This is a genomic window from Streptomyces sp. NPDC098101 (assembly GCF_044760185.1).
In the GTDB taxonomy this organism is placed as follows: Bacteria; Actinomycetota; Actinomycetes; order Streptomycetales; family Streptomycetaceae; genus Streptomyces.
This window is the reverse complement of sequence record NZ_JBIWAS010000006.1, coordinates 382,932-405,503: the sequence shown is the minus strand read 5'-3', so window position 1 is coordinate 405,503 and position 22,572 is coordinate 382,932. Positions and strand designations below refer to the sequence as shown.

Below are 22,572 nucleotides of genomic sequence, written 5' to 3'. Positions count from 1 at the left end.
ACCCCCTTCCGGACCCCTTCGCGCTCCCCGGCGCTCACCCAGGGTCACCGCTTCCGGATCATGCGCTTCTCCTTAGGCCCCCACCCCCTGCGCAGGTACGATGCCCGCAGGTGCGGTCAAATCCCGTCCATGCGATGACGGTTGTGGGGGACCCGATGGACATCGGCACACAGGGCTCGCAGCCCCCGGCCGAGCTCGCCTGGCTGCGCGGAGTCGACGCCTACACGATGGGCGCCTATCCGCAGGCGGAGGACGAGTTCCGGGCGGCGGTACGGATCGATCCCGGGATGGCGGACGCCTGGCTCGGGCTGCACGCGCTCCGGGTCGACACCACGACCGCGCTACTGCGCATGTACCGCCACCGCGAGCGCTTCGGCGAGCAGCGGACCCGCTACCGGCGGACCCTGAACTCCTGGTACTGGCTGGGCTGGTGGGTGCAGCCGGTCCTGGAGAGCCCGCGCGACCTGCTGCTCGCGCACGCCTCCCACTGGCTCGACGGGCGCCACGTGCCCGAGCTCGACCGGGCCCTCGCGGGGCTCCCCCCGGTCGACACCGACCCCCAGGTGCGCTTCCTGCACGCCTGCCGGGCCTATCTCGTCAAGGACTGGGACCAGCTCGTCCGGCTCACCGAACCCCTCGTCGACGACCCGCTGCTCGGCATCGAGGCCGGGCTCTTCGGCGGCATGGCCCGGGTGCGCCTGGAGATGTACGGCCAGGCCGAACCACTGCTCTCGGCCTCCCTGATGCGCTGCCGCAGCGAGCAGCCGCAGCGCAAGGAGCTGCGGTACTGGCTCGCCCGCGCCCACGAGGGCACCGGGCGCAGCGCCGCCGCCCTGCCGCTCTACCGGGCCGTGCACCGGATCGACCCGGCGTTCATGGACACGGCGGCGCGGCTGGCGGCGATCACCGCGTACGACGGCTTCGAGGGCTACGACGGCCCGGAGGACCCGGCCGGGCTCGCGGCGGTCGCCCTGGGCACGGTCGGCGGCGGGCTCGGCCAGGACGCGGGGGACACCGTGCCGGGCGCCGAGCCCGACGGCGGCGGGCTCGGCGACGGGCTGCGGCTCGCGCCCGAGCCGGTGCCGCCGGCCGCGCCCCCGGAGGCCGTACGGCACAAGGCCCGGGTCCCCCGGCAGCCGGAGCCGCCGCGCTTCCCCGCCGGGCCCACCGATCCGGCCCTGCTCGCGGAGGCGCTCGCCGAGCTGGAGGGCATGGTCGGCCTCGAACCGGTGAAGCGGCAGGTCAAGGCGCTCTCGGCGCAGTTGGAGATGGCGCGGCTCCGGGCCGACCAGGGGCTTCCGGTCCAGCCGCCGAAGCGGCACTTCGTCTTCTCCGGCCCCTCGGGCACCGGGAAGACCACGGTCGCCCGGATCCTGGGCCGGGTCTTCTACGCCCTCGGGCTGCTCGGCGGCGACCACCTCGTGGAGGCCCAGCGGGCCGATCTGGTCGGCGAGTTCCTGGGCCAGACGGCGGTCAAGGCCAATGAGCTGATCGACTCGGCGGTCGGCGGGGTGCTCTTCGTGGACGAGGCCTACGCGCTCTCCAACACCGGCTACAGCAAGGGCGACGCGTACGGCGACGAGGCGCTCCAGGTGCTCCTGAAGCGGGCCGAGGACAACCGCGACCACCTGGTGGTCATCCTGGCCGGCTACCCCGAGGGGATGGACCGGCTGCTCTCCACCAACCCCGGGCTCTCCTCCCGGTTCACCACCCGGGTGGACTTCCCCTCGTACCGGCCGCTCGAACTCACCGCCATCGGCGAGGTCCTCGCGGCGGCCAACGGGGACGGCTGGGACGACGAGGCCCGCGACGAGCTGCGCTCGATCAGCGGGCACGTCGTGGAGCAGGGCTGGATCGACGAGCTGGGCAACGGGCGCTTCCTGCGCACCCTGTACGAGAAGTCCTGCGCCTACCGGGACCTGCGGCTCTCCTGCTATCCGGGCAGCCCGACCCGGGAGGACCTCGCCACCCTCCGGCTCGCGGACCTCATGCAGGCGTACGGGGAGGTCCTGTCGGGCCGCGGTCCGGTCGACCGCGGCCCTCAGCAGGAACCGCCGGGGTACTGAACCCGGCTACCGGCTCCGCGCGGGCGCCGGGGAAGGGGCCCCGACCGGGATCGTGACCGTGGCGGTCCGGGGGCGGACCCGGTGGGCGGGGTCGCGGACCTCGCCCACCAGCATCTCCAGGACGTCCTCCAGGGCGACGAGTCCGAGGACCCGGCCCGAGCCGTCCGCGACCTGCGCCAGATGGGTCGCGGCGCGGCGCATCACGGTGAGGGCGTCGTCGAGCGGCAGCTCCGCCCGGAGCGTCGCCATCGGCCGCCACAGCCGCTGCGGCACCGCCCGCTCCCGCTCCTCCAGGTCGAGGACGTCCTTCACGTGCACGAAGCCCGTGAAGGCGGCGCCCGTCTCGGCGCGGACCGGGAAGCGCGAGTACCCGGTCCGTACGGTCAGCTCCTCGATCTCGCGCGGGGTGACGGACGGCGGGACCGTGACCAGGGAGGCGGAGGTGATGAGGACGTCGGTCACCGGGCGGGAGCCCAGTTCGAGGGCGTCCTCCAGGCGCTCCTGCTCGGCCGGGTCGAGCAGGCCGGCCTGTCCGGCGTCCTCGACGAGACGGCCCAGCTGGGCGCTGGTGAAGACGGCCTCCACCTCGTCCTTCGGCTCGACCTTGAACGCCCGCAGGACCAGCCCGGCGCAGGCGCCGAGCGCGGTCGTCACGGGGCGGCAGAGCCGGGCGAAGCCGACGAGGGCCGGGGCCAGCCACAGCGCGGTCCGCTCGGGCGCGGCCATCGCCAGGTTCTTCGGCACCATCTCGCCGATGACGAGGTGGAGGAAGACGACGGCGGCGAGGGCGATGGCGTAACCGAGGGGGTGGATCAGTCCCTCGGGGACCCCGACCGCGTGGAAGACCGGTTCCAGGAGCCGGGCGACGGTCGGCTCGGCGACGGCGCCGAGCGTCAGCGAGCAGACGGTGATGCCGAACTGCGCGGCGGCCATCATGCGCGGCAGGTTCTCCAGGCCGTACAGGACCTGCTTGGCCCGGGCTCCGGCGAGCGGTTCGATCTGGCTGCGCCGGACGGAGACGAGCGCGAACTCGGCCCCGACGAAGAAGCCGTTGGCGAGGACCAGGAGGAGGGCCAGGAGGAGTTGGAGGGTGCTCACCGGGCGCCCTCCGCGACCAGCGGCCCGGTGGCGGACGCCGCGACCGGGACCGCCTCCTGGGGGGACCCGGGGGCCGGGTCCGGAGCCGGGTCCCGGTCCGGGGCCGTGTCCGCGGCCGCGGTCCGGTCCGGGGTCGTCCGGACGATCAGGACGCTCTCGGCGCGGTAGCGGTCGACCCGGCGGACCGAGAGCCGCCAGCCGGGCAGCTCGACCCGGTCCCCGGCGGCGGGGATGCGCCCGAGGAGGTCCGCGACGAGCCCGGCGACGGTCTCGTACGGCCCGTCGGGCACGTCGAGGCCCACCCGGCGCAGGGTGTGGACCCGGCAGGAGCCGTCGGCCTCCCAGGCGGGACGTCCGTCCTCGGCGGGGGCGGCGGCCAGCTCGGGCCGTCCGTCGGCCGCGGTGTCGTGCTCGTCGCGGACCTCGCCGACGAGCTCCTCGACGATGTCCTCCAGGGTGACGACGCCGGCGGTGCCGCCGTACTCGTCGACGACCACCGCGATCGGCTGCTCCCGGCGCAGCCGCTCCAGGAGGGCCTGGGCGGGCAGCGACTCGGGGACCAGGAGCGGCGGGACCGCGATCCGGCCGACGGGGGTGCGCGGCCGGGCGTGCGGGACGACGGCGAGCGCGTCCTTGAGGTGGACCATGCCGACGATCTCGTCGATCCGGTCGCGGTAGACCGGGAAGCGCGAGAGGCCGGTGGCCCGGGTGAGGTTGAGGACGTCGGCCGCGGTCGCGTCCCACTGGAGGGCGTTGACCTTCACGCGCGGGGTCATGACCTGCTCGGCGGTGAGGCCGCCGAGGGACAGGGTCCGTACGAAGAGGTCGGCGGTGTCCTGTTCGAGGGCGCCGGCCAGGGCCGAGTGCCGGGCCAGGGATACCAGCTCGCCGGGGGTGCGGACCGAGTCCAGCTCCTCGGTGGGCTCGACGCCCAGGAGCCGGACGAGACGGTTGGCGACCCGGTTGAGCAGGGCGATCACCGGCCGGAAGAGGGCGGAGAAGCGGCGCTGCGGGGTGGCGACGAAGCGGGCCACCTGGAGCGGCCGGGAGACCGCCCAGTTCTTCGGCACCAGCTCGCCGACCACCATCTGGACGGCGGAGGCGAGCAGCATCCCGATCACCACCGACACCCCGGAGACGGCCCCTCCGGGCAGTCCGGTCGCGGTGAGCGGCCCGTGCAGCAGCCCGGCGAGCGCGGGCTCGGCGAGCATACCGACGACGAGCGAGGTGAGGGTGATGCCGAGCTGGGTGCCGGAGAGCTGGAAGGACAGCTCGCGCAGCGCGGTGACGACGGTGCGGGCGCGCCGGTCACCGGCGGCCGCGGCCCGCTCGGCCTCGGCGCGCTCGACGGTCACGAGACCGAACTCGGCGGCCACGAAGAAGCCGTTGGCGAGGATCAGGAGGAAGGCCGCGGCGAGCAGCAGAAGGGAGATGATCATGCCGCCGCCTCCTGGGAGGGGGCGGCGCGGGTACTACCGGACGATCCGTCCATTGCTGGAGGGAGTCACTCCTCGGGTCGAAGGGCGGCCTCGCGGGCCGCCGTGACGGCGGCCCTGCACACGCGAGGCGGTGGTGCGCTCGGCACCACCGCCTCCAGAGTAGTCACGCGGACGCCCCGAGGGGCAGGGGGTCGGCTCCGGATGGGGGACGGACCGGGGTTCTCCCGGACGGGCGGGAGCCGCCCGGTGGGGTCTTCCCCGAGGGGGTCAGGCCCCCTCCGCGCCCGTTCCCCGGCTCTCGGTCAGGGCCCGCAGGGCGCGGGCGTCCCGGAGGGCGGCCTCCCGGGCGATGCCGGGCTGGATGCCGAGGACGGGCAGGCTGGTGCCGTCGCTCAGGTCCAGGAAGACCCACGGGTCGCCGGAGCGGAGGTTGACGCGCAGGATCTCCGCCCAGGCGAGCCGCCGGGTCCGGGTGATGTTGACGACCGTGACGCCCTCGTCGTCGGCGACGACCTTGGGGCGGCTCAGCAGCACGAGGACCCCGAGGAAGAGCGCGGCGGTGAAGACGAAGCTGGCGCGCTCCCCCGGCCCGAGCCGCTCCAGCATCATCGCCACCACGGTGACGGTGGCGAACATCGCGATCCCCACGGTCAGCAGGACGGCCCGGGTGCGGCCGGGCCGGAAGGTGACCGGGAGGGCGGGCGTCGTGGACTCGGACATGGGGGTTCCTCGGTGCCTGGTGGTGCGGGGTGGAAGCGCGGATCCGGCCGTCAGAGGCGGCAGGCGTGGATCGCGGTGGTGAGGATGGCGCGGGCGCCCAGCTCGTACAGGTCGTCCATGATCCGCTGCGCCTCCTTGGCGGGGACCATCGCGCGGACGGCGACCCAGCCCTCGTTGTGCAGCGGGGAGATGGTGGGCGACTCCAGGCCGGGGGTGAGGGCGACGGCCTGCTCCAGGTGCTCGGCGCGGCAGTCGTAGTCCATCATCACGTACGAGCGGGCGACCAGGACGCCCTGGAGGCGGCGCAGGAACTGCTGGACCTGCGGGTGGTCGTCGGTGGCGCCCTGGCGGCGGACGACGACGGCCTCGGAGGTGAGGATCGGCTCCCCGATGACCTCCAGGCCGGCGTTGCGCAGGCTGGTGCCGGTCTCCACGACGTCGGCGATGACCTGGGCGACGCCGAGCTGGATCGCGGTCTCGACCGCGCCGTCCAGGTGCACGACGGAGGCGTCGATGCCCTGGTCCGCGAGGTGCTTGGCGACGATGCCCTCGTAGGAGGTGGCGATCGTCATGCCGCCGAAGTCCTCGGGGCCGTTGGCGGTGCCCGGCCGGGTGGCGTACCGGAAGGTGGAGCGGCCGAAGTTCAGCGGGAGGATCTCCTCGGCGCTGGCGCCGGAGTCCAGGAGCAGGTCGCGGCCGGTGATGCCGATGTCCAGCTTCCCGGAGGCGACGTAGATCGCGATGTCCTTCGGGCGCAGGTAGAAGAACTCGACCTCGTTGTCGGGGTCGATGACCACCAGTTCCTTGGACTCCTTGCGCTGGCGGTAGCCGGCCTCATGGAGCATGGCCGACGCAGGTCCGGAGAGGGAACCCTTGTTGGGGACGGCGATGCGCAGCATGGGGTGGGCTTCCTTTGCCTGGGGAGTCGTGTGGGGGAACGGGCGGGTGCTCAGAGGTGGGCGTAGACGTCGTCGAGCGAGATCCCGCGGGCGACCATCATCACCTGGACGTGGTACAGCAGCTGCGAGATCTCCTCGGCGGCGGCTTCCTTGCCCTCGTACTCGGCGGCCATCCAGACCTCGGCGGCCTCCTCGACGACCTTCTTGCCGATGGCATGGACGCCCTTGTCCACCAGTTCCGCGGTGCGGGAGGTGGCCGGGTCGCCGTTCTCGGCCTTGAGCTTCAGCTCGGCGAAGAGCTCTTCGAAGGTTTTGTTCGCCATGATGGTCCTAAGAGTACGGGGTGCGCGTATGCCACTCAGCGCCAGGGTTCGCTGACCGTGCGCAGTGTGGTGGCGGTGGCGACGGCGGCGGTGACGGCCTCGTGGCCCTTGTCCTCGGAGGAGCCTTCGAGGCCGGCCCGGTCGAGCGCCTGCTCCTCGTTGTCGACGGTGAGGACGCCGAATCCGACGGGTACGCCGGTGTCGATCGAGACCTGGGTGAGGCCGTGGGTGACGCCCTGGCACACGTACTCGAAGTGCGGCGTTCCGCCGCGGATGACGACGCCGAGCGCCACGATGGCATCGTAGCCGCGCCCGGCGAGGACCTTCGCCACGACCGGGAGCTCGAAGCTGCCGGGGACGCGGAGCAGGGTCGGCTCGTCGATGCCGAGCTCGCCCAGGGCGCGCAGGGCGCCGTCGACGAGGCCGTCCATGATCTTCTCGTGCCACTGGGCCGCGATGACCGCGACGCGGAGGTCGCCGCAGTTCTTCACGCTGAGGACGGGTGCGCCCTTGCCGCTCATGTTTCTCCTTGCCGAAGTGCCGGTAGTGCCGATGGTGCCGCTGGTACGGGTGGATGCGTAGGGGGTTACTGGTTGCCGCAGGTGGGGGCCGGGGAGCCGTCCAGCCAGGGCAGGTCGTGGCCCATCCGGTCCCGCTTGGTGCGCAGGTAGCGGAGGTTGTGCTCGCCGGCCTGGACGGGCATGGGCTCGCGGCCCTCGACGACGAGGCCGTACCGGGTGAGGGCGTCGATCTTGTCGGGGTTGTTGGTCATCAGGCGCAGGCTGCGGACGCCGAGGTCGACGAGGATCTGCGCGCCGGCCGCGTAGTCGCGGGCGTCGGCGGGCAGCCCGAGCTCCAGGTTGGCGTCGAGGGTGTCGCGGCCGCGCTCCTGGAGTTCGTACGCGCGCAGCTTGGACAGCAGGCCGATGCCGCGGCCCTCGTGGCCGCGCAGGTAGACGACGACGCCCCGGCCGGCCTCGGTGATCCGGTCCATGGAGGCCTGGAGCTGGGGGCCGCAGTCGCAGCGCAGCGAGTGGAAGACGTCGCCGGTCAGGCACTCGGAGTGGACCCGGACGAGGACGTCCTCGCCGTCGCCGACCTCGCCGTGGACGAGGGCGACGTGCTCGACGCCGTCGACGGTGGAGCGGTAGCCGTACGCGGTGAAGTCGCCGTGCGCGGTGGGGAGCCGGACCTCGGCCTCACGGCGGACGGTCGGCTCGGCGGAGCGGCGGTAGGCGATCAGGTCCTCGATGGAGATGATCGTGAGGCCGTGCTTGCGGGCGAAGGGGACCAGCTCGGGCAGGCGCAGCATGACGCCGTCCTCGCCGGCGATCTCGACGATGGCGCCGGCCGGGCGCAGGCCCGCGAGACGGGCGAGGTCGACGGCCGCCTCGGTGTGGCCGTTGCGGACGAGGACGCCGCCGGGCTTGGCGCGCAGCGGGAAGACGTGGCCGGGGCGGACGAAGTCGGAGGGCTCGTGGCGTCCGCTCGCCAGCATCCGCAGGGTGGTGGCGCGGTCGGCGGCGGAGATGCCGGTGGTGACGCCGTGGGCGGGGGACGCGTCGACGGAGACGGTGAAGGCGGTGCGCATCGACTCGGTGTTGTGCGCGACCATCTGCGGGAGTTCGAGGCGCTCCAGCTCCTCGTCCTCCATGGGGGCGCAGATCAGGCCGCGGCACTCGCTCATCATGAAGGCGACGATCTCGGGGGTGGCCTTCTCGGCGGCGATGACGAGGTCGCCCTCGTTCTCGCGGTCCTCGTCGTCGACGACGACGACGGGGCGGCCGGCGGCGATGTCCCGGATCGCCTGCTCGACCGGGTCGAGGGCGAGGTCACTGGCATCCCAGATCGGGAGGGCACTCATGCGTGGGCTCCTTCCAGAGCGGGGGCGGTGCGGGAGCGGAGCCACCAGTCGCGCATCCCCCAGAGGACGAGCGCGCCGTAGATGACGTAGACGAAGCCGGAGAAGGCGTAGCCGTTGGCGAAGTTCAGCGGGACGCCGACCAGGTCGACGAGCAGCCAGGCGAACCAGAACTCGACCATGCCCCGGGCCTGGGCGTACATGGCGACGACGGTGCCGACGAAGATGTAGGCGTCGGGCCAGGGGTCCCAGGAGAGGGTCGGGAAGGCCTTGAAGAGCAGGGCGACCGCGACGGTGCCGGCGGCGGCCGCGGCGATCATGGCGCCGCGCTCGCGCCAGGTGGCGAAGCGCACGGCGATGTGGCCGTCCGTCCCCCGGTCCTTCCCGCGCTGCCACTGCCACCAGCCGTAGAGCGCCACGAGGACGACGACGACCTGCTTGCCCGCGCTGCCGGCGAGGTGGCCGTAGAAGGCGCCGAAGAGGATGACGCCGGCGAGGAACTGCACGGGCCAGGTCCAGACGGAGCGGCGCCAGCCGAGCGCGAGGGCGGCGAGGCCGAAGATGTTGCCGATCATGTCGGACCAGATGATGCGCTGGTCGAGGACGGTGAAGGCCTCGGAGTTGAGCCAGTTCACTTGACGTTCTCCCCGGCGTTCGGGCCGAGCAGCCGCTCGACGTACTTGGCGATGACGTCCACTTCCAGGTTGACCGGGTCGCCGCTCTTCTTGATGCCGAGCGTGGTCAGGTCGAGGGTGGTGGGGATGAGGCTGATGGTGAACCAGTCGTCGCCGACCTCGACGACGGTGAGGCTGACGCCGTCGACCGTGATCGAGCCCTTCTCGACGACGTAGCGGGCGAGGTGGGCGGGGAGGCCGACCTTGACCAGCTCCCAGTGCTCGGACGGGGTGCGTTCGAGGACGGTGCCGGTGCCGTCGACGTGGCCCTGGACGATGTGGCCGCCGAGGCGGCCGCCGACGGCCATGGGCCGTTCGAGGTTGACGCGGGAGCCGACGCCGAGGGCGCCGAGGCCGGACCGCTTGAGGGTCTCGGCCATGACGTCGGCGGTGAACTCGCCGTCGCCGTGCTCGACGACCGTGAGACAGACACCGTTGACGGCGATGGAGTCGCCGTGCTGGGCGCCTTCCGTGACCAGGGGGCCGCGCAGTCGGAAGCGGGAGGCGTCCTCCAGCCGCTCGACGGCGACGACCTCGCCCAGTTCTTCGACGATTCCGGTGAACACGGTCAGGCTCCCTTGGGGGTGGCGGTGATGCGGAGGTCGGGGCCGATGCGGACGGTCTCGGTGATGTCGAGCCGCAACGCTTCGGCGATGGTGCCGATTCCCGCTCCGGCGAGGGCCTGCGGGCCGTCGCCGAGGAGGACGGGGGCGAGGTAGCCGACGACCTGGTCGACGGCGCCGGCGGCGACGAAGGAGCCCGCGAGGGTGGGGCCGCCTTCGAGGAGGACGGAGCGGACGCCCCGGGCGTGGAGCGCGTCGAGCAGGTCGCGCACGCCGATCCGGCCGTCGCGCAGGGGCAGTCGGAGCAGTTCGGCGTCGGGCAGGTGCCGGGTGTCGGCGTCCTCTCCGACGACGACCAGGGTGGGCGCGGCGTCGTCGAGGACGCGGGCGGTCGGCGGGATCTCGGCGCGGGCGTCGAGGACGACCCGCAGCGGCTGGGTCGCGCCCTCGACGCCCCGGACGGCGAGGTGCGGGTCGTCGGCGCGCAGGGTGCCGCCGCCGGCCAGGACCGCGTCGGCCTCGGCGCGCAGCCGGTGGACGTCGGCGCGGGCCTCGGGGGAGGTGATCCAGCGGGAGGTGCCGTCGGCGGCGGCGGTCCGGCCGTCGAGGGTGGCGGCGTACTTCCAGCGGACGAAGGGGCGGCCGTTGCGCACGGAGGCGAGCCAGGCGATGTTGACGGCCTCGGCCTCGGCCTCCAAGAGCCCCTTCTCGACTTCGACGCCGGCGGCGCGCAGGGTGTCGGCGCCGCCGGTGGCCTGCGGGTTCGGGTCGCCGACCGCGTAGACGACGCGGCTGATCCCGGCCTCGATCAGGGCCTGGGAGCAGGGTCCGGTGCGGCCGGTGTGGTCGCAGGGTTCGAGGGTGACGTAGGCGGTGCCGCCGCGGGCGAGGACGCCGGCCTCGCGCAGGGCGTGGACCTCGGCGTGGGGGCCGCCGGCCCGCTGGTGGTAGCCCTCTCCGACCCGGTGGCCGGAGGCGTCCGTGACGACGCATCCGACGACGGGGTTGGGGCTGGTGGCGCCGAGCGCGCGGGCGGCGAGCCCGATGGCGCGTCGCATGGCGGTGGTGTCGTCGGCCTGCCGGTCCACCGGGTCCTCCTGCCTCTTCGGGCACGGACTCCGGGGCCTGTCTGGACGACAGAGGAGCGGGAAGGACGCCTCGCGCAGGGTGCGCCGGGGCCGAGGGTCCGGTTCGCCGGAGAACGGCGTACGACGGACGTACGGCCGGCACACCCCTCGAAAGGGGTCACCCGCCGCGCACTGCCTCCCATCCGGACTTTCACCGTCGGTCCAGGAATCTCACCTGGTCAACCGGCCGCTGGCTGCGGACGGGTCGCGGACTATACCGCCGGTTCGGAATTACACCGACCCCGGAGTGCGCTGCTGCTGATACAGGGCCAGTGTGCCACGGCCGGTGAACACGGTGCGGCCACGATCCTGTGGGCTGGCTCACAGGATCCCACATTCACCTTCTTTGGTCCAGACCTATTGACGCACTGGTCTAGTCCTCTTAATCTCCGTTTCACCTCCGAGGTAACGGTCCGCCGGGGTGCGCACTCCACGGGCCCAACACGACCCACCCCCTTGTTCGTTGTGTTCCATCACCTCCCCAGGAGGAATCGATCGTGTTGTCCCCCACGACGAAGAGAGCCTCGCTGCTCGCTTCCGGCGCGGCCGTCGCCGGACTGCTGCTCAGCTCGCTCTCCGGCGGCGTCTCGTACGCGGCCGACAACGAGTCCTGTCGCCCCGACGGCCTCTACAAGACGCCCGGCGTCGACGTCCCGTACTGCTCGGTCTACGACGCCGAGGGCCGCGAGAAGATGGGCGCGGACCACCAGCGCCGGGTCATCGGCTACTTCACCGGCTGGCGCACCGGCAAGAACGGCCAGGACGCCTACCTCGCCGACGACATCCCGTGGGACAAGATCACCCACATCAACTACGCCTTCGCGCACGTGGACGCGGCCAACAAGGTGTCCGTGGGCACCGACGGCCCGAACAACGCGGCGACCGGCATGACCTGGCCCGGGGTCGCGGGCGCCGAGATGGACCCGGCGCTCCCCTACAAGGGGCACTTCAACCAGCTCAACAAGTTCAAGAAGCAGCACCCGGACGTCAAGACGCTCATCTCCGTGGGCGGCTGGGCCGAGACCGGCGGCTACTTCGACGACAGCGGCAAGCGGGTCGGCTCCGGCGGCTTCTACACGATGGCCACCAACGCGGACGGCTCCGTGAACCAGGCGGGCATCAACACCTTCGCCGACTCCGCTGTGGACTTCATCAAGAAGTACGGCTTCAACGGCGTCGACATCGACTACGAGTACCCGACCTCGATGAAGGACGCCGGGCACCCGGCCGACTTCCCGATCTCCAACGCCCGCCGCGCCGGCCTCAACAAGGGCTACGCGGCCCTGATGAAGACCCTGCGCGAGAAGCTGGACCGGGCCGGCGCCGCCGACGGCAAGCACTACCTGCTGACCGTCGCCGCCCCCTCCTCCGGCTACCTGCTGCGCGGCATGGAGACCTTCCAGGTCCAGAAGTACCTGGACTACGTCAACATCATGTCGTACGACCTGCACGGCGCCTGGAACGAGTACGTCGGCCCGAACGCCTCCCTGTTCGACGACGGCAAGGACGCCGAGCTGGCCTCCGCCAACGTCTACGGCAGCGCGCAGTACGGCGGCATCGGCTACCTGAACACCGACTGGGCGTACCACTACTTCCGCGGCTCCATGCCGGCCGGCCGCATCAACATCGGCCTGCCGTACTACACCCGCGGCCACAAGAACGTGCAGGGCGGCACGGACGGCCTGTGGGGCAAGGCCGCCGCGTCCTCCTGCCCGGCGGGCTCCGGCCTGACCAAGTGCGGTGACGGTGCCGTCGGCATCGACAACCTCTGGCACGACAAGGACGACAACGGCGTCGAGTCCCCCGCGGGCTCCAACCCGATGTGGCACGCCAAGAACCTGGAGAAGGGGATCGTCGGCGACTACGTGACCCAGTACGGCTTCCCGGCGAACACCCAGCTCACCGGTACCTACGCCCGCAAGTACGACTCGACCCTGGTCGCGCCGTGGCTGTGGAACGCGCAGAAGAAGGTCTTCCTCTCCACCGAGGACGAGCAGTCGGTGGCCAAGAAGGCGGAGTACGTGGTCGACCGCGGCATCGGCGGCACCATGGTCTGGGAGATGGCCGGCGACTACGGCTGGAACGCGGCCAAGGGCCAGTACGAGGCGGGCTCCACCCTCACCTCGCTGATGTACGACAAGTTCAAGACGGCCGCCCCGTACGGCGCCAAGAAGTCCAACAAGGCGCTGCCCTCGCAGGCGGTCGACATCGCGGTGGACTTCACCGAGTTCAAGCTGGGCGACTCCAACTACCCGATCACGCCCAAGCTGAAGATCACCAACAACACCACGGCCACGCTGCCCGGCGGCACGGAGTTCCAGTTCGACTACTCCACCGCGGCCCCGGCCAACGCCTCCGACCAGTCGGGCTTCGGCACCAAGGTGATCAGCAGCGACCACACCGGCGGCAACGTCGGCGGTCTGAAGGGCGACTTCCACCGCGTCTCCCTGAAGCTCCCGGCCTGGCAGACGCTGGCCCCGGGCGCGACGGTCGACCTGTCGTTCAACTACTACCTGCCGGTGTCCACCCCCTCCAACTGGACGGTGAACATCAACGGCACGGCGTACGCCCTCGCCGGCGACCTGGCGCGCGGCACGACGCTCGTGCAGCCGGGCACGGGCACCACCCCGCCCACCACGCCGCCGACGACGCCTCCCACCACCCCGCCGACCACCCCGCCCACGACCCCGCCGACGACGCCGCCCACCGGCTGCACCGCCCCGGCGTACGTGGCCGGCACGATCTACAACGCGGGCAACGAGGTCTCCCACAACGGCCGCAAGTACAAGGCCCAGTGGTGGACCCAGAACGAGGCGCCGGGCACGACCGGCGAGTGGGGCGTCTGGAAGGACCTCGGCGCCTGCTGATCCCCACCTCCTGAAGGAACCCTTCCGAGAACCCCCGGCGGCGGAAACTCACGGCCCTTGCCGCCGCCGGGCACCCTCCGCGCCGCGCTCCCCTGTCCGGGGCGCGGCGCGGTGGCGTTCCCCGGCCCTCTGGAACCGCTCCCCTACGGGAACAGGTCCTCCTGGGCCGCGTCCCGGGCCATGAGGAGGGCGCCGCGCAGGACGGCCGCGTCGCCGAGCGCGGTGGCCCGGACCTCGGTGCGCAGCGGCGAGAGGGCGGCGAGCTCCGCCTCCACCCGGGCCGCCAGGGCCGCGCCGCCGCTGTGGCCGGTCTCGCCGCCCAGGACCACGCAGCCGGGGTCGAGGACCGAGGCCACGGCCGCCGCGCCGACGGCGAGGCGGCGGGCGACGGCGTCCAGGAAGGGCTCGTGGCCGGAGGCGAGCGCGGTCTCCGGGGCGAGCCCGTGCTCCCGGGCGAGCGCCTCGACGGCCGCGGTGCAGACCAGCTCGTGGAAGCCGCCGTCGCAGCCGGTGGCCGAGGGAAGCCCGCCGGTGCCCGGCACCGGCAGGAAGCCGATCTCGCCCGCCCCGCCCGAGGCGCCCCGGCGCAGCCGCCCGTCGAGGACGACGGCGGCGCCCACGCCCTGGCCGAGCCAGAGCAGGACGAAGTCCTCGCGGTCGCGGGCCGCGCCCTCGCGCAGCTCCGCGAGGGCGGCGAGGTTGGTCTCGTTCTCGACGAGCACACGCGCGGGGAGCCGTTCCTGGAGGACGGCGACGAGCCGTCGGTGCCAGGCGGGCAGCCCCGTGGAGTCGCGGAGTTCGCCGGTGACCGGCTCGATGAGGCCGGGGGCGCCGACCGCGACGCTGTGCGGCGCGTCGACGCCGGCCTCCTTCACGGTCCGCTCCAGGAGGGCGACGGCCTTCTCCACGGCCGGTCCGGTGCCGCCGTCGTCGCCGACGGGCGCGGAGGCCTCGGCGAGCGTGGTGCCCAGCAGGTCGGCGACGGTGACGGAGACCGAGCGGGTGCGCACGTCGAGGGCGGCGAGGTGGGCGCGGCCCGCGACGATCCCGTACAGCTTGGCGTTGGGGCCCCGGCGCTCGGCCCCGGCCTCGCCGACGACGTGGAGGAGTCCGGAGCTCCGGAGCCGCTCGACCAGGTCGGCGACGGTCGGACGGGAGAGTCCGGTGAGCGTCTTGAGCTGAGCGGCCGTCAACGGGCCCTCGTCCTGGAGCAGTCGCAGGGCGAGCCGGTCGTTGATGGCCCGTGCGGTGCTCGGGGATGCGGCCATGCGGCGATCCTCTCAGACGGTCCCGCGGCGGGGGTCCTCCCTGCGGACTATTTATCAGGCAGGGTTCCTGATAGTTTACGCGACGCACCACGACACCGGCGCACCACGACACCGGCGCACCACGACGCCGACGCACCACGACACCGACGCACCACGACACCGACGCATCACGACACCGACGCATCCCCCGTCGACGCATCACGCCGGCGCACCACGGCAACGGCACGCCACGACGGCGGCACATCACGACACCGGGAGGGCCCATGGCGGCGGAGACCGTCACCACCACCGAACGCCTGCGGCGGGCGCGCTTCGCCGTCGCCGCCGTCTTCTGCGTCCACGGCGCGGTCACCGGCAGCTTCGCCACCCGCATCCCCTGGATCCAGGAGCACGCGGGCGTGAGCGCCGGGCAGCTCGGGCTCGCGCTCGCCTTCCCCGCGCTCGGCGCCTCGCTCGCGATGCCGCTCGCCGGGGCGATCTCCCACCGCTTCGGCGCCCGCACCGCGCTGCGCGGCCTGCTCGTCCTGTGGACGCTCTCCCTGATCCTGCCCTCGCTCGCCCCGAACGTCTGGGGCCTGTGCGGGGCGCTCTTCGTGTACGGCGCGACCGCCGGCATGTCCGACGTGGCGATGAACGCGCTGGGCGTCGAGACCGAGACCCGGCTCGGCCGCTCCATCATGTCGAGCCTGCACGGCATGTGGAGCGTGGGCGCCCTGATCGGCTCCGCCGCCGGCACGGTCGCCGCCCACCTCGGCGCCGACGCCCGGATCCACCACCTGATCGCGGCCCTCGTCCTCACCGCGCTCGGCCTGGTCTTCTGCCAGGGCGTCCTCGACGTGCGCAGCACCCCGGAGGAGGAGGCGCCGCCGCGCTTCTCGCTGCCGCCGAAGTCCGCGCTCGTCATCGGCGCGATCGGCTTCTGCGGGGTGTTCGCGGAGGGCGCCAGCCTCGACTGGTCGGCCGTCTACCTCCGGGACGAGCTGGGCACCTCGGCCGGGCTCGCGGCCGCCTCGACGACCGCCTTCGCCCTGACGATGGCCGTGGCGCGGCTGGTCGGCGACCGGGTGGTGGACCGCTTCGGCGCGGTCCGTACGGTACGGGTCGGGGGCGTCGTCGCCACCCTCGGCGGGCTCATGGTCGTCCTCGCCCCGCACGCCGCCGTCGCCCTGGCCGGATTCGGTCTGATCGGACTCGGGATCGCGGTCGTCGTCCCGCTGGCCTTCGCGGCGGCCGGGCGCAGCGGCCCGAACCCCAGCCAGGCCATCGCGGGCGTCGCCACCATCACGTACACCTCGGGTCTCATCGCGCCCTCCGCGATCGGCGGCATCGCCGACGCGACCTCGCTCGTCTTCTCGTTCACGCTGGTCACGCTGCTCGCCTTCGGTCTGGTGCTCGGCGCGGGCGTGCTCCGGAACGCCGACGGGAAGGGCCCTGCGGCGGCCCCGGCGGACGGCGTCCCCGCGAAGAGCGGGGGCCCGGCCGCGTAACGGCGGCCACCGGCCGGGGACGCCGTCCTCCCGGGCGTCCCCGGCCGGTCGTCGCGCATACCATGTGGCTGATCTTTTGCGGTCACGACGCGACCGCCGGAACCGGAGAACGGGAGCGACCTCATGAACCTCGGCGTGCGCTGGACCCTGCACGGGGACGGGAGAACACCCGCTCCGGGGGCCGTCGTCCGCCCGGACGAGCGGCTCTCCTGGCCCAGGACCGTCGGACTCGGCGCCCAGCACGTGGTCGCGATGTTCGGGGCGTCCTTCGTGGCGCCGGTGCTCATGGGCCTCGACCCGAACCTCGCGATCATGATGTCCGGCGTCGCGACCGCGATCTTCCTCCTGGCGACCCGGGGCACGGTCCCGTCCTACCTGGGCTGCTCGCTCTCCTTCGTCGGCGTCGCCGCCGCCATCCGGGCCTCCGGCGGCACCAGCGCCACCGTGACCGGCGCGGTCCTCGTCGTCGGCGCCGTGCTCTTCCTGGCGGGCCTCGCGGTCCGGAGGTTCGGCGCGCGGATCATCCACGCGGCGATGCCCCCGATCGTGACCGGCGCCGTCGTCATGCTGATCGGCTTCAACCTCGCCCCGGTCACCGCGGCCACCTACTGGCCGCAGGACCAGTGGACGGCGCTCCTGGTGATGCTGTTCACCGGTCTGGCCGTGGTCTGTCTGCGCGGCTTCTGGTCCAGGATCGCGATCTTCCTCGGCCTGGTCTTCGGCTACGCCCTGTCCTGGGTGCTCGACCTGACCTTCGGCAAGATCCACTCGATGGCGCCGTCCGGCCAGGTCACCGACCACTGGCGGCTCGACCTCTCCGGCGTCGCGAAGGCCGACTGGATCGGCCTGCCCTCCTTCCACGGCCCCAGCTTCGAGTGGTCCGCGATCCTGGTCGCGCTGCCCGTGGTCATCGCCCTGATCGCGGAGAACGCCGGGCACGTCAAGGCCGTCGGCGAGATGACCGGGGACAACCTGGACGACAAGCTCGGCACCGCGATCGCCGCCGACGGCGCCGCCTCGATGCTGTCGACCGCCGTGGGCGGCCCGCCGAACACCACGTACTCCGAGAACATCGGCGTCATGGCCGCCACCCGCGTCTACTCGACCGCCGCCTACTGGGCCGCGGCCGGCTTCGCGCTGCTCTTCGGCCTCTGCCCGAAGTTCGGCGCGGTCGTCGCCGCCATCCCCGGCGGCGTCCTCGGCGGCATCACCGTCATCCTGTACGGCATGATCGGCCTGCTCGGCGCCCAGATCTGGATCAACGCCGGGGTCGACCTGCGCAACCCGCTGAACCTGGTCCCGGCCGCCGCCGGCATCATCATCGGCGTCGGCGGCGTGAAGCTGACCTTCACCGACACCTTCGAGCTGGGCGGCATCGCGCTCGGCACGATCGTCGTCATCACCGGCTACCACGTGCTGCGGGCCTTCGCCCCGGCCCACCTCAAGGAGCAGGAACCGCTCCTGGACTCCGGCACCAGCTCGTACGAGAGCGGAACGGACGGCGGGGCGAAGAGCTGAGGGATTCGCCCGTTCTGGGGAAGCCGGGCCCGGAAGGCTCCCCCGCGGGCCCGGCGGCTGGGACCCTGCCCCCATGGCGCAGACCCAGCAGCCCGGGCGGCAACTCGGACCCTTCCTGGCGGTCGACCCGGTGGTGGACCGGATGCGGGCGCTCCGCTCGGCCTGGCACCCGGCCGACGGGGTCGCCGTCTTCAACCGGGTCTACCTGACCGTCACCGAGGAGATCGGCCACGCCATCGAGGCGGGCGCCTTCGGGGACCGGCGGGCGGCCGCCACGCTCGACGTGCGGTTCGCCGAGCGGTACTTCGCGGCGGTCGACGCCCTCGCCCTCGGCGGCCCGGCGCCCGCCTGCTGGCGGCCCCTCTTCCACTACCGGCGCCATCCCGGCGTCCGCCCGCTGCAGTTCGCGCTCGCCGGGATCAACGCGCACATCGGCCACGACCTGGCGCTCGCCGTCGTGGACGCCTGCCGGGACCTGGGGTGCGCGCCCGCCGACCTGGAGGACGAGTTCGACCGGGTCGGGGACGTCCTCGTCCTCCTGGAGGAGCGCATCCGGGAGGAGCTGATGCCGGGCCCGGACCTCCTGGAGCTCGCGGACCCGCTCACCCATCTGCTCGGCTGCTGGTCCCTGGACCGGGCCAGGGACGGGGCCTGGCTGGCGGCCCGCTCGCTCTGGCAGCTGCGCGGGCTCCCCGAGCTGGCCGGGGAGTTCACCGAGCGCCTGGACCGGTCGGTGGGCCTGGTGGGGCGGATGCTGCTCACGCCCCTGGCCGGTCCGTAACGGGTACGGGGGTCAGTCCTCCGGCAGCTCGACCGGGGCGATCTCCTCGTAGACGTCGCCCGGACCCGGGTTGGTGGCGTCGGTGGAGCCGCCGAGGTGGTGCATCACGCCCCAGACCGCGTTGAGCGCCGTCTGCACCGCGCCCTCGGCCCAGCCGGCCGTCCAGGAGATGTCGTCGCCGGCGAGGAAGATGCCCCGCTTGTCCTCGGGCAGCCGGTCCTGCATGAAGTGGGTGAACAGGCGCCGCTGGTAGCGGTAGTGGCCCGGCAGGTTCGCCTTGAAGGCGCCCATGAAGTACGGCTCGTTCTCCCAGGAGACCGTCACCGGGTTGCCGATGATGTGCTTCCGGATGTCGACCTTCGGGTAGATCTCGCCGAGCGACTTCAGCATGACCTCCATCCGCTCGTTCGCGGACAGCGGCAGCCACTTCAGGCTGTCGTCGCACCAGGTGTACGAGAGGCAGATGGTGGCCGGCTTGTCCGGGCCGTCGTCCAGGAGGTAGGTGCCGCGGGTCATCCGGTCGGTCAGCGTCATCGACATGACGTCGCGCCCGGTGCCCTCGTCCTTGTCCAGCCAGAACGGCCGGTCGACGGGCACGAACAGCTTCGAGCTCTCCATGTAGTGGGTGCGCTCGATCGCCGTCCAGTGGTCGATCGGGAAGAGCGAGTCGTCGCAGGCGATCTTGGACAGCAGCATCCAGGACTGGGCAGTGAAGACCGCCGCCCGGTACGTGCGGATGTCGCCGGAGGCGTCGGTGACCGTGATCCGGTTGCCGGCGGTCCGGTTCAGCCGGGTCACGGCCGGCTTCGGGTCGCCGCCGTGCAGGGAGGCGAGGGAGGTGCCCTGCGCCCAGTGGACGATCTTCTCCGGCTCGCGCTCCCAGAGGCGCAGCGGCAGCTGCTGGGAGCCGCCGACGATGCCGCGGTGGTGGTCGTCGGCCTCGGTGTAGACGACGCGGAGGATCTCCAGGATGGAGTTGGGGAAGTCGGTGTCCCAGCCGCCGGTGCCGAAGCCGACCTGGCCGAAGATCTCGCGGTGCCGGAAGGACTTGAAGGACTCGGACTCGCAGAGGAAGCCGTAGAAGGTCTGGTTGTCGAGCTTCTCGACGAGCTGCGCCCAGATCTCGCGGATGCGCGGGACGTCCCGCTCGCGCATCGCGGTGTTCATGTCGGAGAAGTCGGCGCCCTCTTCCAGGCACTTGCCCCAGGCGGCGGCGACGTCGCGGTAGACCTGCGGCAGGTCGTCGATGGTCTCGGCGTAGTGCGACTCGCCCTTGAGGTCGACCACGGTCGACGGGGTGGCCTCGGAGAGCGGGTTCGGGAAGGGAACGGTCTCCAGGCCGACCAGGTCGATGTAGTGCTGGAGCGCGGTCGAGGAGGGCGGGAAGCGCATGGCGCCCATCTCGGCGGTCAGCGAGTCGTCGCAGCCCTCGAAGCCGACGGTCCGCAGCCGGCCGCCGATCTTGTCGGCCTCGTAGACGACGGGCTTGAGGCCCATCTTCATCAGCTCGTACGCGGCGATGATCCCGGACAGGCCGCCGCCGATGACCGCGACCTCGGTGCCGTGCTCGGTGGCCGGTATCTGGCCGAGCCCGGCCGGGTGGGCCAGGAAGTCGTCGTAGGCGTACGGGAAGTCCGGACCGAACATGGTGATCGGCGGCTGCGCGTCGGTGTGCTGGACGGCGGTGGGCACCGTGGACGTCATGGGGTACGGACTCCTTGCACGGAAAAGAAGGGTGAGGCGGGAGGACGAGGGGGGCTCAGACCAGGGGGCCGTAGAGGTCCGGGCGCCGGTCGCGGAGGTAGGGGTTCAGCTCGCGGGAGGCCGCCAGGAAGGCGGGGTCGACGTCGCCGACGACGAGGTCCTCGCCGCGTCCGGCGCGGGCCCGGGCGGTGCCGTCGGGGGCGGCGAGCACGGAGAGGCCGACGAACTCGAAGTCGCCCTCGGGGCCGGTCCGGTTGGCGTACGCGATGTAGAGCTGGTTCTCGAAGGCGCGCACGGGCACGACGGACTCGGCGACGACCTCGGCGGGGTGCATGAGCGCGGTCGGCACGAGGAGGAGGTCCGTGCCGGCCAGGGCCTGCGCCCGGACGTTCTCGGGGAACTCGACGTCGTAACAGATCATCAGGCCGACGGTGAGCCCGCCGAGCTCGGCCTGGACGACGCCGTCGTCGCCGGGCGTGAACCACTGGTTCTCGAAGGCGCCGTAGAGGTGGGTCTTGCGGTAGTTCGCGAGCGGGACGCCGTCGGCGCCGACGAGCCGCACGGAGTTGTGGAGGACGCCGTGCTCCTCGGTGTTGCGCTCCGGGTAGCCGTAGCCGACGGCCAGGCCGTGGCGGACGGCGACGGCCGCGACGGCGCGGGCGGAGGGGCCGTCGGCCGGTTCGGCCAGGCGGGCCATGTCGGCGCCGATGGCGTAGCCGGTGAGGAACAGCTCGGGGGCGAGCAGCAGGCCCGCCCCGGCGGCGGCGGCCCGGGCGGCGGCCTCGTCGAGGATCTTGAGGTTGGCGGCCACGTCACCGAGCTCGCCGGAGCTCTGGAGCAGGGCGGTGCGCAGCGCGGGCATGGCGATCCTCGGGGGGGTCCGGAGTACAGGGGGAAGACGTCAAAAACGGTACGGTTCCGGGCTCGGCCGGGACAAGGCGGGAGCGTTGCGGACCGACCGTCGAACCGTTGCGCGATCCCCGCTCGCGGCGGCGATTCGTTGCGTACGGCTCCCGCCGTGGTCGTACGCCTCCCCCGCCGCCCGGCGGAGACGGGGACCGTTCCGCGGCGCGACGCCCCGGCGCGGTCCGCGCGGAAGAGTGAGGGGCGTCCGATCGACCGGCCCAAGAGGAACGGAACGCCCATGAACCGTCGTACGAGGATCGTCTCCCTGACCGCCGCACTCCTGATCTGCGCGGGGGCCGCGGGCTCCGCCACCGCCTCGGCGGACGGCGGGGAATCCGCCGCCCGGCACGGCGGGCGGGAGGCGGCCGCGCTGACCGGCACGGCCAAGCTGTACCGGCCGGCCGGGGACGACATCACGTTCTCCTTCGACGCGCACCTGGCGGCGAAGGACACCATGGACCCGCGGGCCGCGACCGGCACCTTCCGGTTCAGCCACTACAAGGACGGCCAGGGGGGCTACGCGGTGGCGAAGGTCGACTGCCTCACCACGGGCGGCAAGGTGGCCGTGGTGACGGGCGTCGTGATCGAGACCGACGTGGACGAGTTCCGGAACGAGCGGGTCGGGATCTCGGTGCACGACGACGGGAAGCGCGACCGCCTGGGGTACAGCTGGATCACGAAGGAGGGGGACGCGGAACTGCCGCCGTGCATGAGCCCCGCCCCCTTCGAGAAGGTGAAGGCCGGCACCGGCGACTTCAGGGTGCTGCCCTGGAAGCTCGAGTACCCGACGGAGTGACCCCGGCGGGCGGGTCCTACGCGGGCGAGCCCGAGGAGAAGCGGCGCAGCAGCGGCGAGAGCACCAGGACGGACTTGGTGCGCTCCACGAAGGGCTCGCCCGCGATCCGCTCCAGGACGCGCTCGAAGTGGCGCATGTCCGAGGCGAAGACCTGGACGACGGCGTCCGCGTCACCGGTGACGGTCGACGCGGACACCACCTCGGGGTACCGCTCCAGACCCCGCCGGATGTCGTCCGGCGAGGTGTTGTGGCGACAGTAGATCTCGACGAACCCCTCGGTCTCCCAGCCGAGCGCCGCCGGGTCCACCCGTACGGTGAAGCCGGTGATGGCGCCCTCGGCCCGGAGCCGGTCCACGCGCCGCTTCACGGCGGGCGCGGAGAGGCCGACGAGCGAGCCGATGTCGGCGTACGAGCGGCGGGCGTCCTCCGCGAGGGCGTGGACGATGCGTTCGTCGAGGTCGTTGAGTCGCACTAC

The 22,572-nt window shown here is 72.6% G+C and carries 20 protein-coding genes and 1 riboswitch; of the genes, 6 read left to right on the top strand and 14 right to left on the bottom strand.

What is annotated here, in order from left to right:
- Positions 1 to 155: 155 nt before the first annotated feature.
- Positions 156 to 2,066: an AAA family ATPase gene (locus tag ACIQVI_RS27355; RefSeq protein WP_403600455.1), complete on the top strand. Its 1,911-nt coding sequence runs from the start codon at positions 156 to 158 to the stop codon at positions 2,064 to 2,066.
- Between the two features lie 6 nt (positions 2,067 to 2,072).
- Here ACIQVI_RS27355 and ACIQVI_RS27350 read toward each other — a convergent pair whose 3' ends face one another.
- The 10 genes from ACIQVI_RS27350 to ribD form a co-directional block, all read right to left on the bottom strand.
- Positions 2,073 to 3,164 (bottom strand): hemolysin family protein, encoded by a 1,092-nt coding sequence (locus ACIQVI_RS27350; protein WP_351969666.1) that lies wholly within the window; start codon positions 3,162 to 3,164, stop codon positions 2,073 to 2,075.
- Entirely contained in the window at positions 3,161 to 4,603 is a 1,443-nt protein-coding gene (locus ACIQVI_RS27345; RefSeq protein WP_403600451.1) for a CNNM domain-containing protein, read from the bottom strand. Before ACIQVI_RS27345 ends, ACIQVI_RS27350 begins: the two co-directional genes overlap by 4 nt.
- A 267-nt stretch (positions 4,604 to 4,870) precedes the next feature.
- The gene (locus tag ACIQVI_RS27340) at positions 4,871 to 5,323 is read right to left on the bottom strand and encodes a PH domain-containing protein (protein WP_351969664.1); all 453 of its coding nucleotides are present in this window, start codon (positions 5,321 to 5,323) and stop codon (positions 4,871 to 4,873) included.
- Between the two features lie 50 nt (positions 5,324 to 5,373).
- Positions 5,374 to 6,222, bottom strand: coding sequence for an ATP phosphoribosyltransferase (hisG, locus tag ACIQVI_RS27335; RefSeq protein ID WP_121828835.1), 849 nt, complete (start codon positions 6,220 to 6,222; stop codon positions 5,374 to 5,376).
- 50 nt (positions 6,223 to 6,272) lie between these two features.
- On the bottom strand, positions 6,273 to 6,545 hold the full coding sequence (locus tag ACIQVI_RS27330) for a phosphoribosyl-ATP diphosphatase (RefSeq protein ID WP_053643769.1): 273 nt from the start codon (positions 6,543 to 6,545) through the stop codon (positions 6,273 to 6,275).
- Positions 6,546 to 6,580: 35 nt separating this feature from the next.
- The gene (gene ribH / locus ACIQVI_RS27325; protein ID WP_053643767.1) at positions 6,581 to 7,066 is read right to left on the bottom strand and encodes a 6,7-dimethyl-8-ribityllumazine synthase; all 486 of its coding nucleotides are present in this window, start codon (positions 7,064 to 7,066) and stop codon (positions 6,581 to 6,583) included.
- Positions 7,067 to 7,131: 65 nt separating this feature from the next.
- Positions 7,132 to 8,409, bottom strand: coding sequence for a bifunctional 3,4-dihydroxy-2-butanone-4-phosphate synthase/GTP cyclohydrolase II (locus ACIQVI_RS27320; protein ID WP_403600446.1), 1,278 nt, complete (start codon positions 8,407 to 8,409; stop codon positions 7,132 to 7,134).
- Positions 8,406 to 9,041 (bottom strand): nicotinamide mononucleotide transporter family protein, encoded by a 636-nt coding sequence (locus tag ACIQVI_RS27315; RefSeq protein ID WP_351969662.1) that lies wholly within the window; start codon positions 9,039 to 9,041, stop codon positions 8,406 to 8,408. The genes ACIQVI_RS27320 and ACIQVI_RS27315 overlap by 4 nt, the downstream gene beginning before the upstream one ends.
- Entirely contained in the window at positions 9,038 to 9,646 is a 609-nt protein-coding gene (locus ACIQVI_RS27310; RefSeq protein ID WP_403600442.1) for a riboflavin synthase, read from the bottom strand. Before ACIQVI_RS27310 ends, ACIQVI_RS27315 begins: the two co-directional genes overlap by 4 nt.
- Before the next feature lie 2 nt (positions 9,647 to 9,648).
- Positions 9,649 to 10,701 carry a bifunctional diaminohydroxyphosphoribosylaminopyrimidine deaminase/5-amino-6-(5-phosphoribosylamino)uracil reductase RibD gene (ribD, locus tag ACIQVI_RS27305; protein ID WP_403600582.1) on the bottom strand — a complete coding sequence of 351 codons (1,053 nt, stop codon included), beginning with the start codon at positions 10,699 to 10,701 and terminating at the stop codon, positions 9,649 to 9,651.
- A 194-nt stretch (positions 10,702 to 10,895) separates the two neighbouring features.
- A riboswitch (FMN riboswitch) is annotated at positions 10,896 to 11,025 on the bottom strand.
- A gap of 242 nt (positions 11,026 to 11,267) precedes the next feature.
- On the opposite strand from ribD, the gene ACIQVI_RS27300 reads away from it, so the two are divergent.
- Complete coding sequence (locus ACIQVI_RS27300; protein ID WP_403600439.1) at positions 11,268 to 13,637, top strand: chitinase C-terminal domain-containing protein; 2,370 nt, start codon at positions 11,268 to 11,270, stop codon at positions 13,635 to 13,637.
- 143 nt (positions 13,638 to 13,780) lie between these two features.
- Here ACIQVI_RS27300 and ACIQVI_RS27295 read toward each other — a convergent pair whose 3' ends face one another.
- Complete coding sequence (locus ACIQVI_RS27295; RefSeq protein ID WP_403600436.1) at positions 13,781 to 14,905, bottom strand: ROK family transcriptional regulator; 1,125 nt, start codon at positions 14,903 to 14,905, stop codon at positions 13,781 to 13,783.
- Positions 14,906 to 15,168: 263 nt separating this feature from the next.
- Between ACIQVI_RS27295 and ACIQVI_RS27290 the strand changes: the two genes are divergently transcribed.
- From ACIQVI_RS27290 to ACIQVI_RS27280, 3 genes are all read left to right on the top strand, one after another.
- Positions 15,169 to 16,392: an MFS transporter gene (locus ACIQVI_RS27290; RefSeq protein WP_121828841.1), complete on the top strand. Its 1,224-nt coding sequence runs from the start codon at positions 15,169 to 15,171 to the stop codon at positions 16,390 to 16,392.
- A gap of 123 nt (positions 16,393 to 16,515) precedes the next feature.
- Positions 16,516 to 17,910 (top strand): solute carrier family 23 protein, encoded by a 1,395-nt coding sequence (locus ACIQVI_RS27285; protein WP_351969657.1) that lies wholly within the window; start codon positions 16,516 to 16,518, stop codon positions 17,908 to 17,910.
- A gap of 73 nt (positions 17,911 to 17,983) precedes the next feature.
- Entirely contained in the window at positions 17,984 to 18,691 is a 708-nt protein-coding gene (locus ACIQVI_RS27280) for a DUF5995 family protein (protein ID WP_403600432.1), read from the top strand.
- Between the two features lie 12 nt (positions 18,692 to 18,703).
- Here ACIQVI_RS27280 and ACIQVI_RS27275 read toward each other — a convergent pair whose 3' ends face one another.
- Both ACIQVI_RS27275 and ACIQVI_RS27270 read right to left on the bottom strand, forming a co-directional pair.
- Positions 18,704 to 20,395 (bottom strand): flavin monoamine oxidase family protein, encoded by a 1,692-nt coding sequence (locus ACIQVI_RS27275; RefSeq protein WP_403600429.1) that lies wholly within the window; start codon positions 20,393 to 20,395, stop codon positions 18,704 to 18,706.
- Positions 20,396 to 20,450: 55 nt separating this feature from the next.
- Positions 20,451 to 21,257, bottom strand: coding sequence for a carbon-nitrogen hydrolase family protein (locus tag ACIQVI_RS27270; protein WP_351969654.1), 807 nt, complete (start codon positions 21,255 to 21,257; stop codon positions 20,451 to 20,453).
- 282 nt (positions 21,258 to 21,539) lie between these two features.
- Between ACIQVI_RS27270 and ACIQVI_RS27265 the strand changes: the two genes are divergently transcribed.
- Complete coding sequence (locus tag ACIQVI_RS27265; protein WP_403600426.1) at positions 21,540 to 22,097, top strand: Repetin; 558 nt, start codon at positions 21,540 to 21,542, stop codon at positions 22,095 to 22,097.
- A gap of 16 nt (positions 22,098 to 22,113) precedes the next feature.
- On the opposite strand, the gene ACIQVI_RS27260 is transcribed toward ACIQVI_RS27265, so the two are convergent.
- Positions 22,114 to 22,569, bottom strand: coding sequence for an Lrp/AsnC family transcriptional regulator (locus tag ACIQVI_RS27260; protein ID WP_015032260.1), 456 nt, complete (start codon positions 22,567 to 22,569; stop codon positions 22,114 to 22,116).
- Positions 22,570 to 22,572 lie beyond the last annotated feature (3 nt).

Bases quoted from the DNA above. Each gene is read 5' to 3' on its own strand.
- ACIQVI_RS27270 (WP_351969654.1), bottom strand. From the start codon at position 21,257: ATGCCCGCGCTGCGCACCGCCCTGCTCCAGAGCTCCGGCGAGCTCGGT.
- ACIQVI_RS27275 (WP_403600429.1), bottom strand. From the start codon at position 20,395: ATGACGTCCACGGTGCCCACCGCCGTCCAGCACACCGACGCGCAGCCG.
- ACIQVI_RS27295 (WP_403600436.1), bottom strand. From the start codon at position 14,905: ATGGCCGCATCCCCGAGCACCGCACGGGCCATCAACGACCGGCTCGCC.
- ACIQVI_RS27290 (WP_121828841.1), top strand. From the start codon at position 15,169: ATGGCGGCGGAGACCGTCACCACCACCGAACGCCTGCGGCGGGCGCGC.
- hisG (WP_121828835.1), bottom strand. From the start codon at position 6,222: ATGCTGCGCATCGCCGTCCCCAACAAGGGTTCCCTCTCCGGACCTGCG.
- ACIQVI_RS27280 (WP_403600432.1), top strand. From the start codon at position 17,984: ATGGCGCAGACCCAGCAGCCCGGGCGGCAACTCGGACCCTTCCTGGCG.
- ACIQVI_RS27265 (WP_403600426.1), top strand. From the start codon at position 21,540: ATGAACCGTCGTACGAGGATCGTCTCCCTGACCGCCGCACTCCTGATC.
- ribH (WP_053643767.1), bottom strand. From the start codon at position 7,066: ATGAGCGGCAAGGGCGCACCCGTCCTCAGCGTGAAGAACTGCGGCGAC.
- ACIQVI_RS27340 (WP_351969664.1), bottom strand. From the start codon at position 5,323: ATGTCCGAGTCCACGACGCCCGCCCTCCCGGTCACCTTCCGGCCCGGC.
- ribD (WP_403600582.1), bottom strand. From the start codon at position 10,701: ATGCGACGCGCCATCGGGCTCGCCGCCCGCGCGCTCGGCGCCACCAGC.
- ACIQVI_RS27330 (WP_053643769.1), bottom strand. From the start codon at position 6,545: ATGGCGAACAAAACCTTCGAAGAGCTCTTCGCCGAGCTGAAGCTCAAG.
- ACIQVI_RS27345 (WP_403600451.1), bottom strand. From the start codon at position 4,603: ATGATCATCTCCCTTCTGCTGCTCGCCGCGGCCTTCCTCCTGATCCTC.
- ACIQVI_RS27285 (WP_351969657.1), top strand. From the start codon at position 16,516: ATGAACCTCGGCGTGCGCTGGACCCTGCACGGGGACGGGAGAACACCC.
- ACIQVI_RS27355 (WP_403600455.1), top strand. From the start codon at position 156: ATGGACATCGGCACACAGGGCTCGCAGCCCCCGGCCGAGCTCGCCTGG.
- ACIQVI_RS27320 (WP_403600446.1), bottom strand. From the start codon at position 8,409: ATGAGTGCCCTCCCGATCTGGGATGCCAGTGACCTCGCCCTCGACCCG.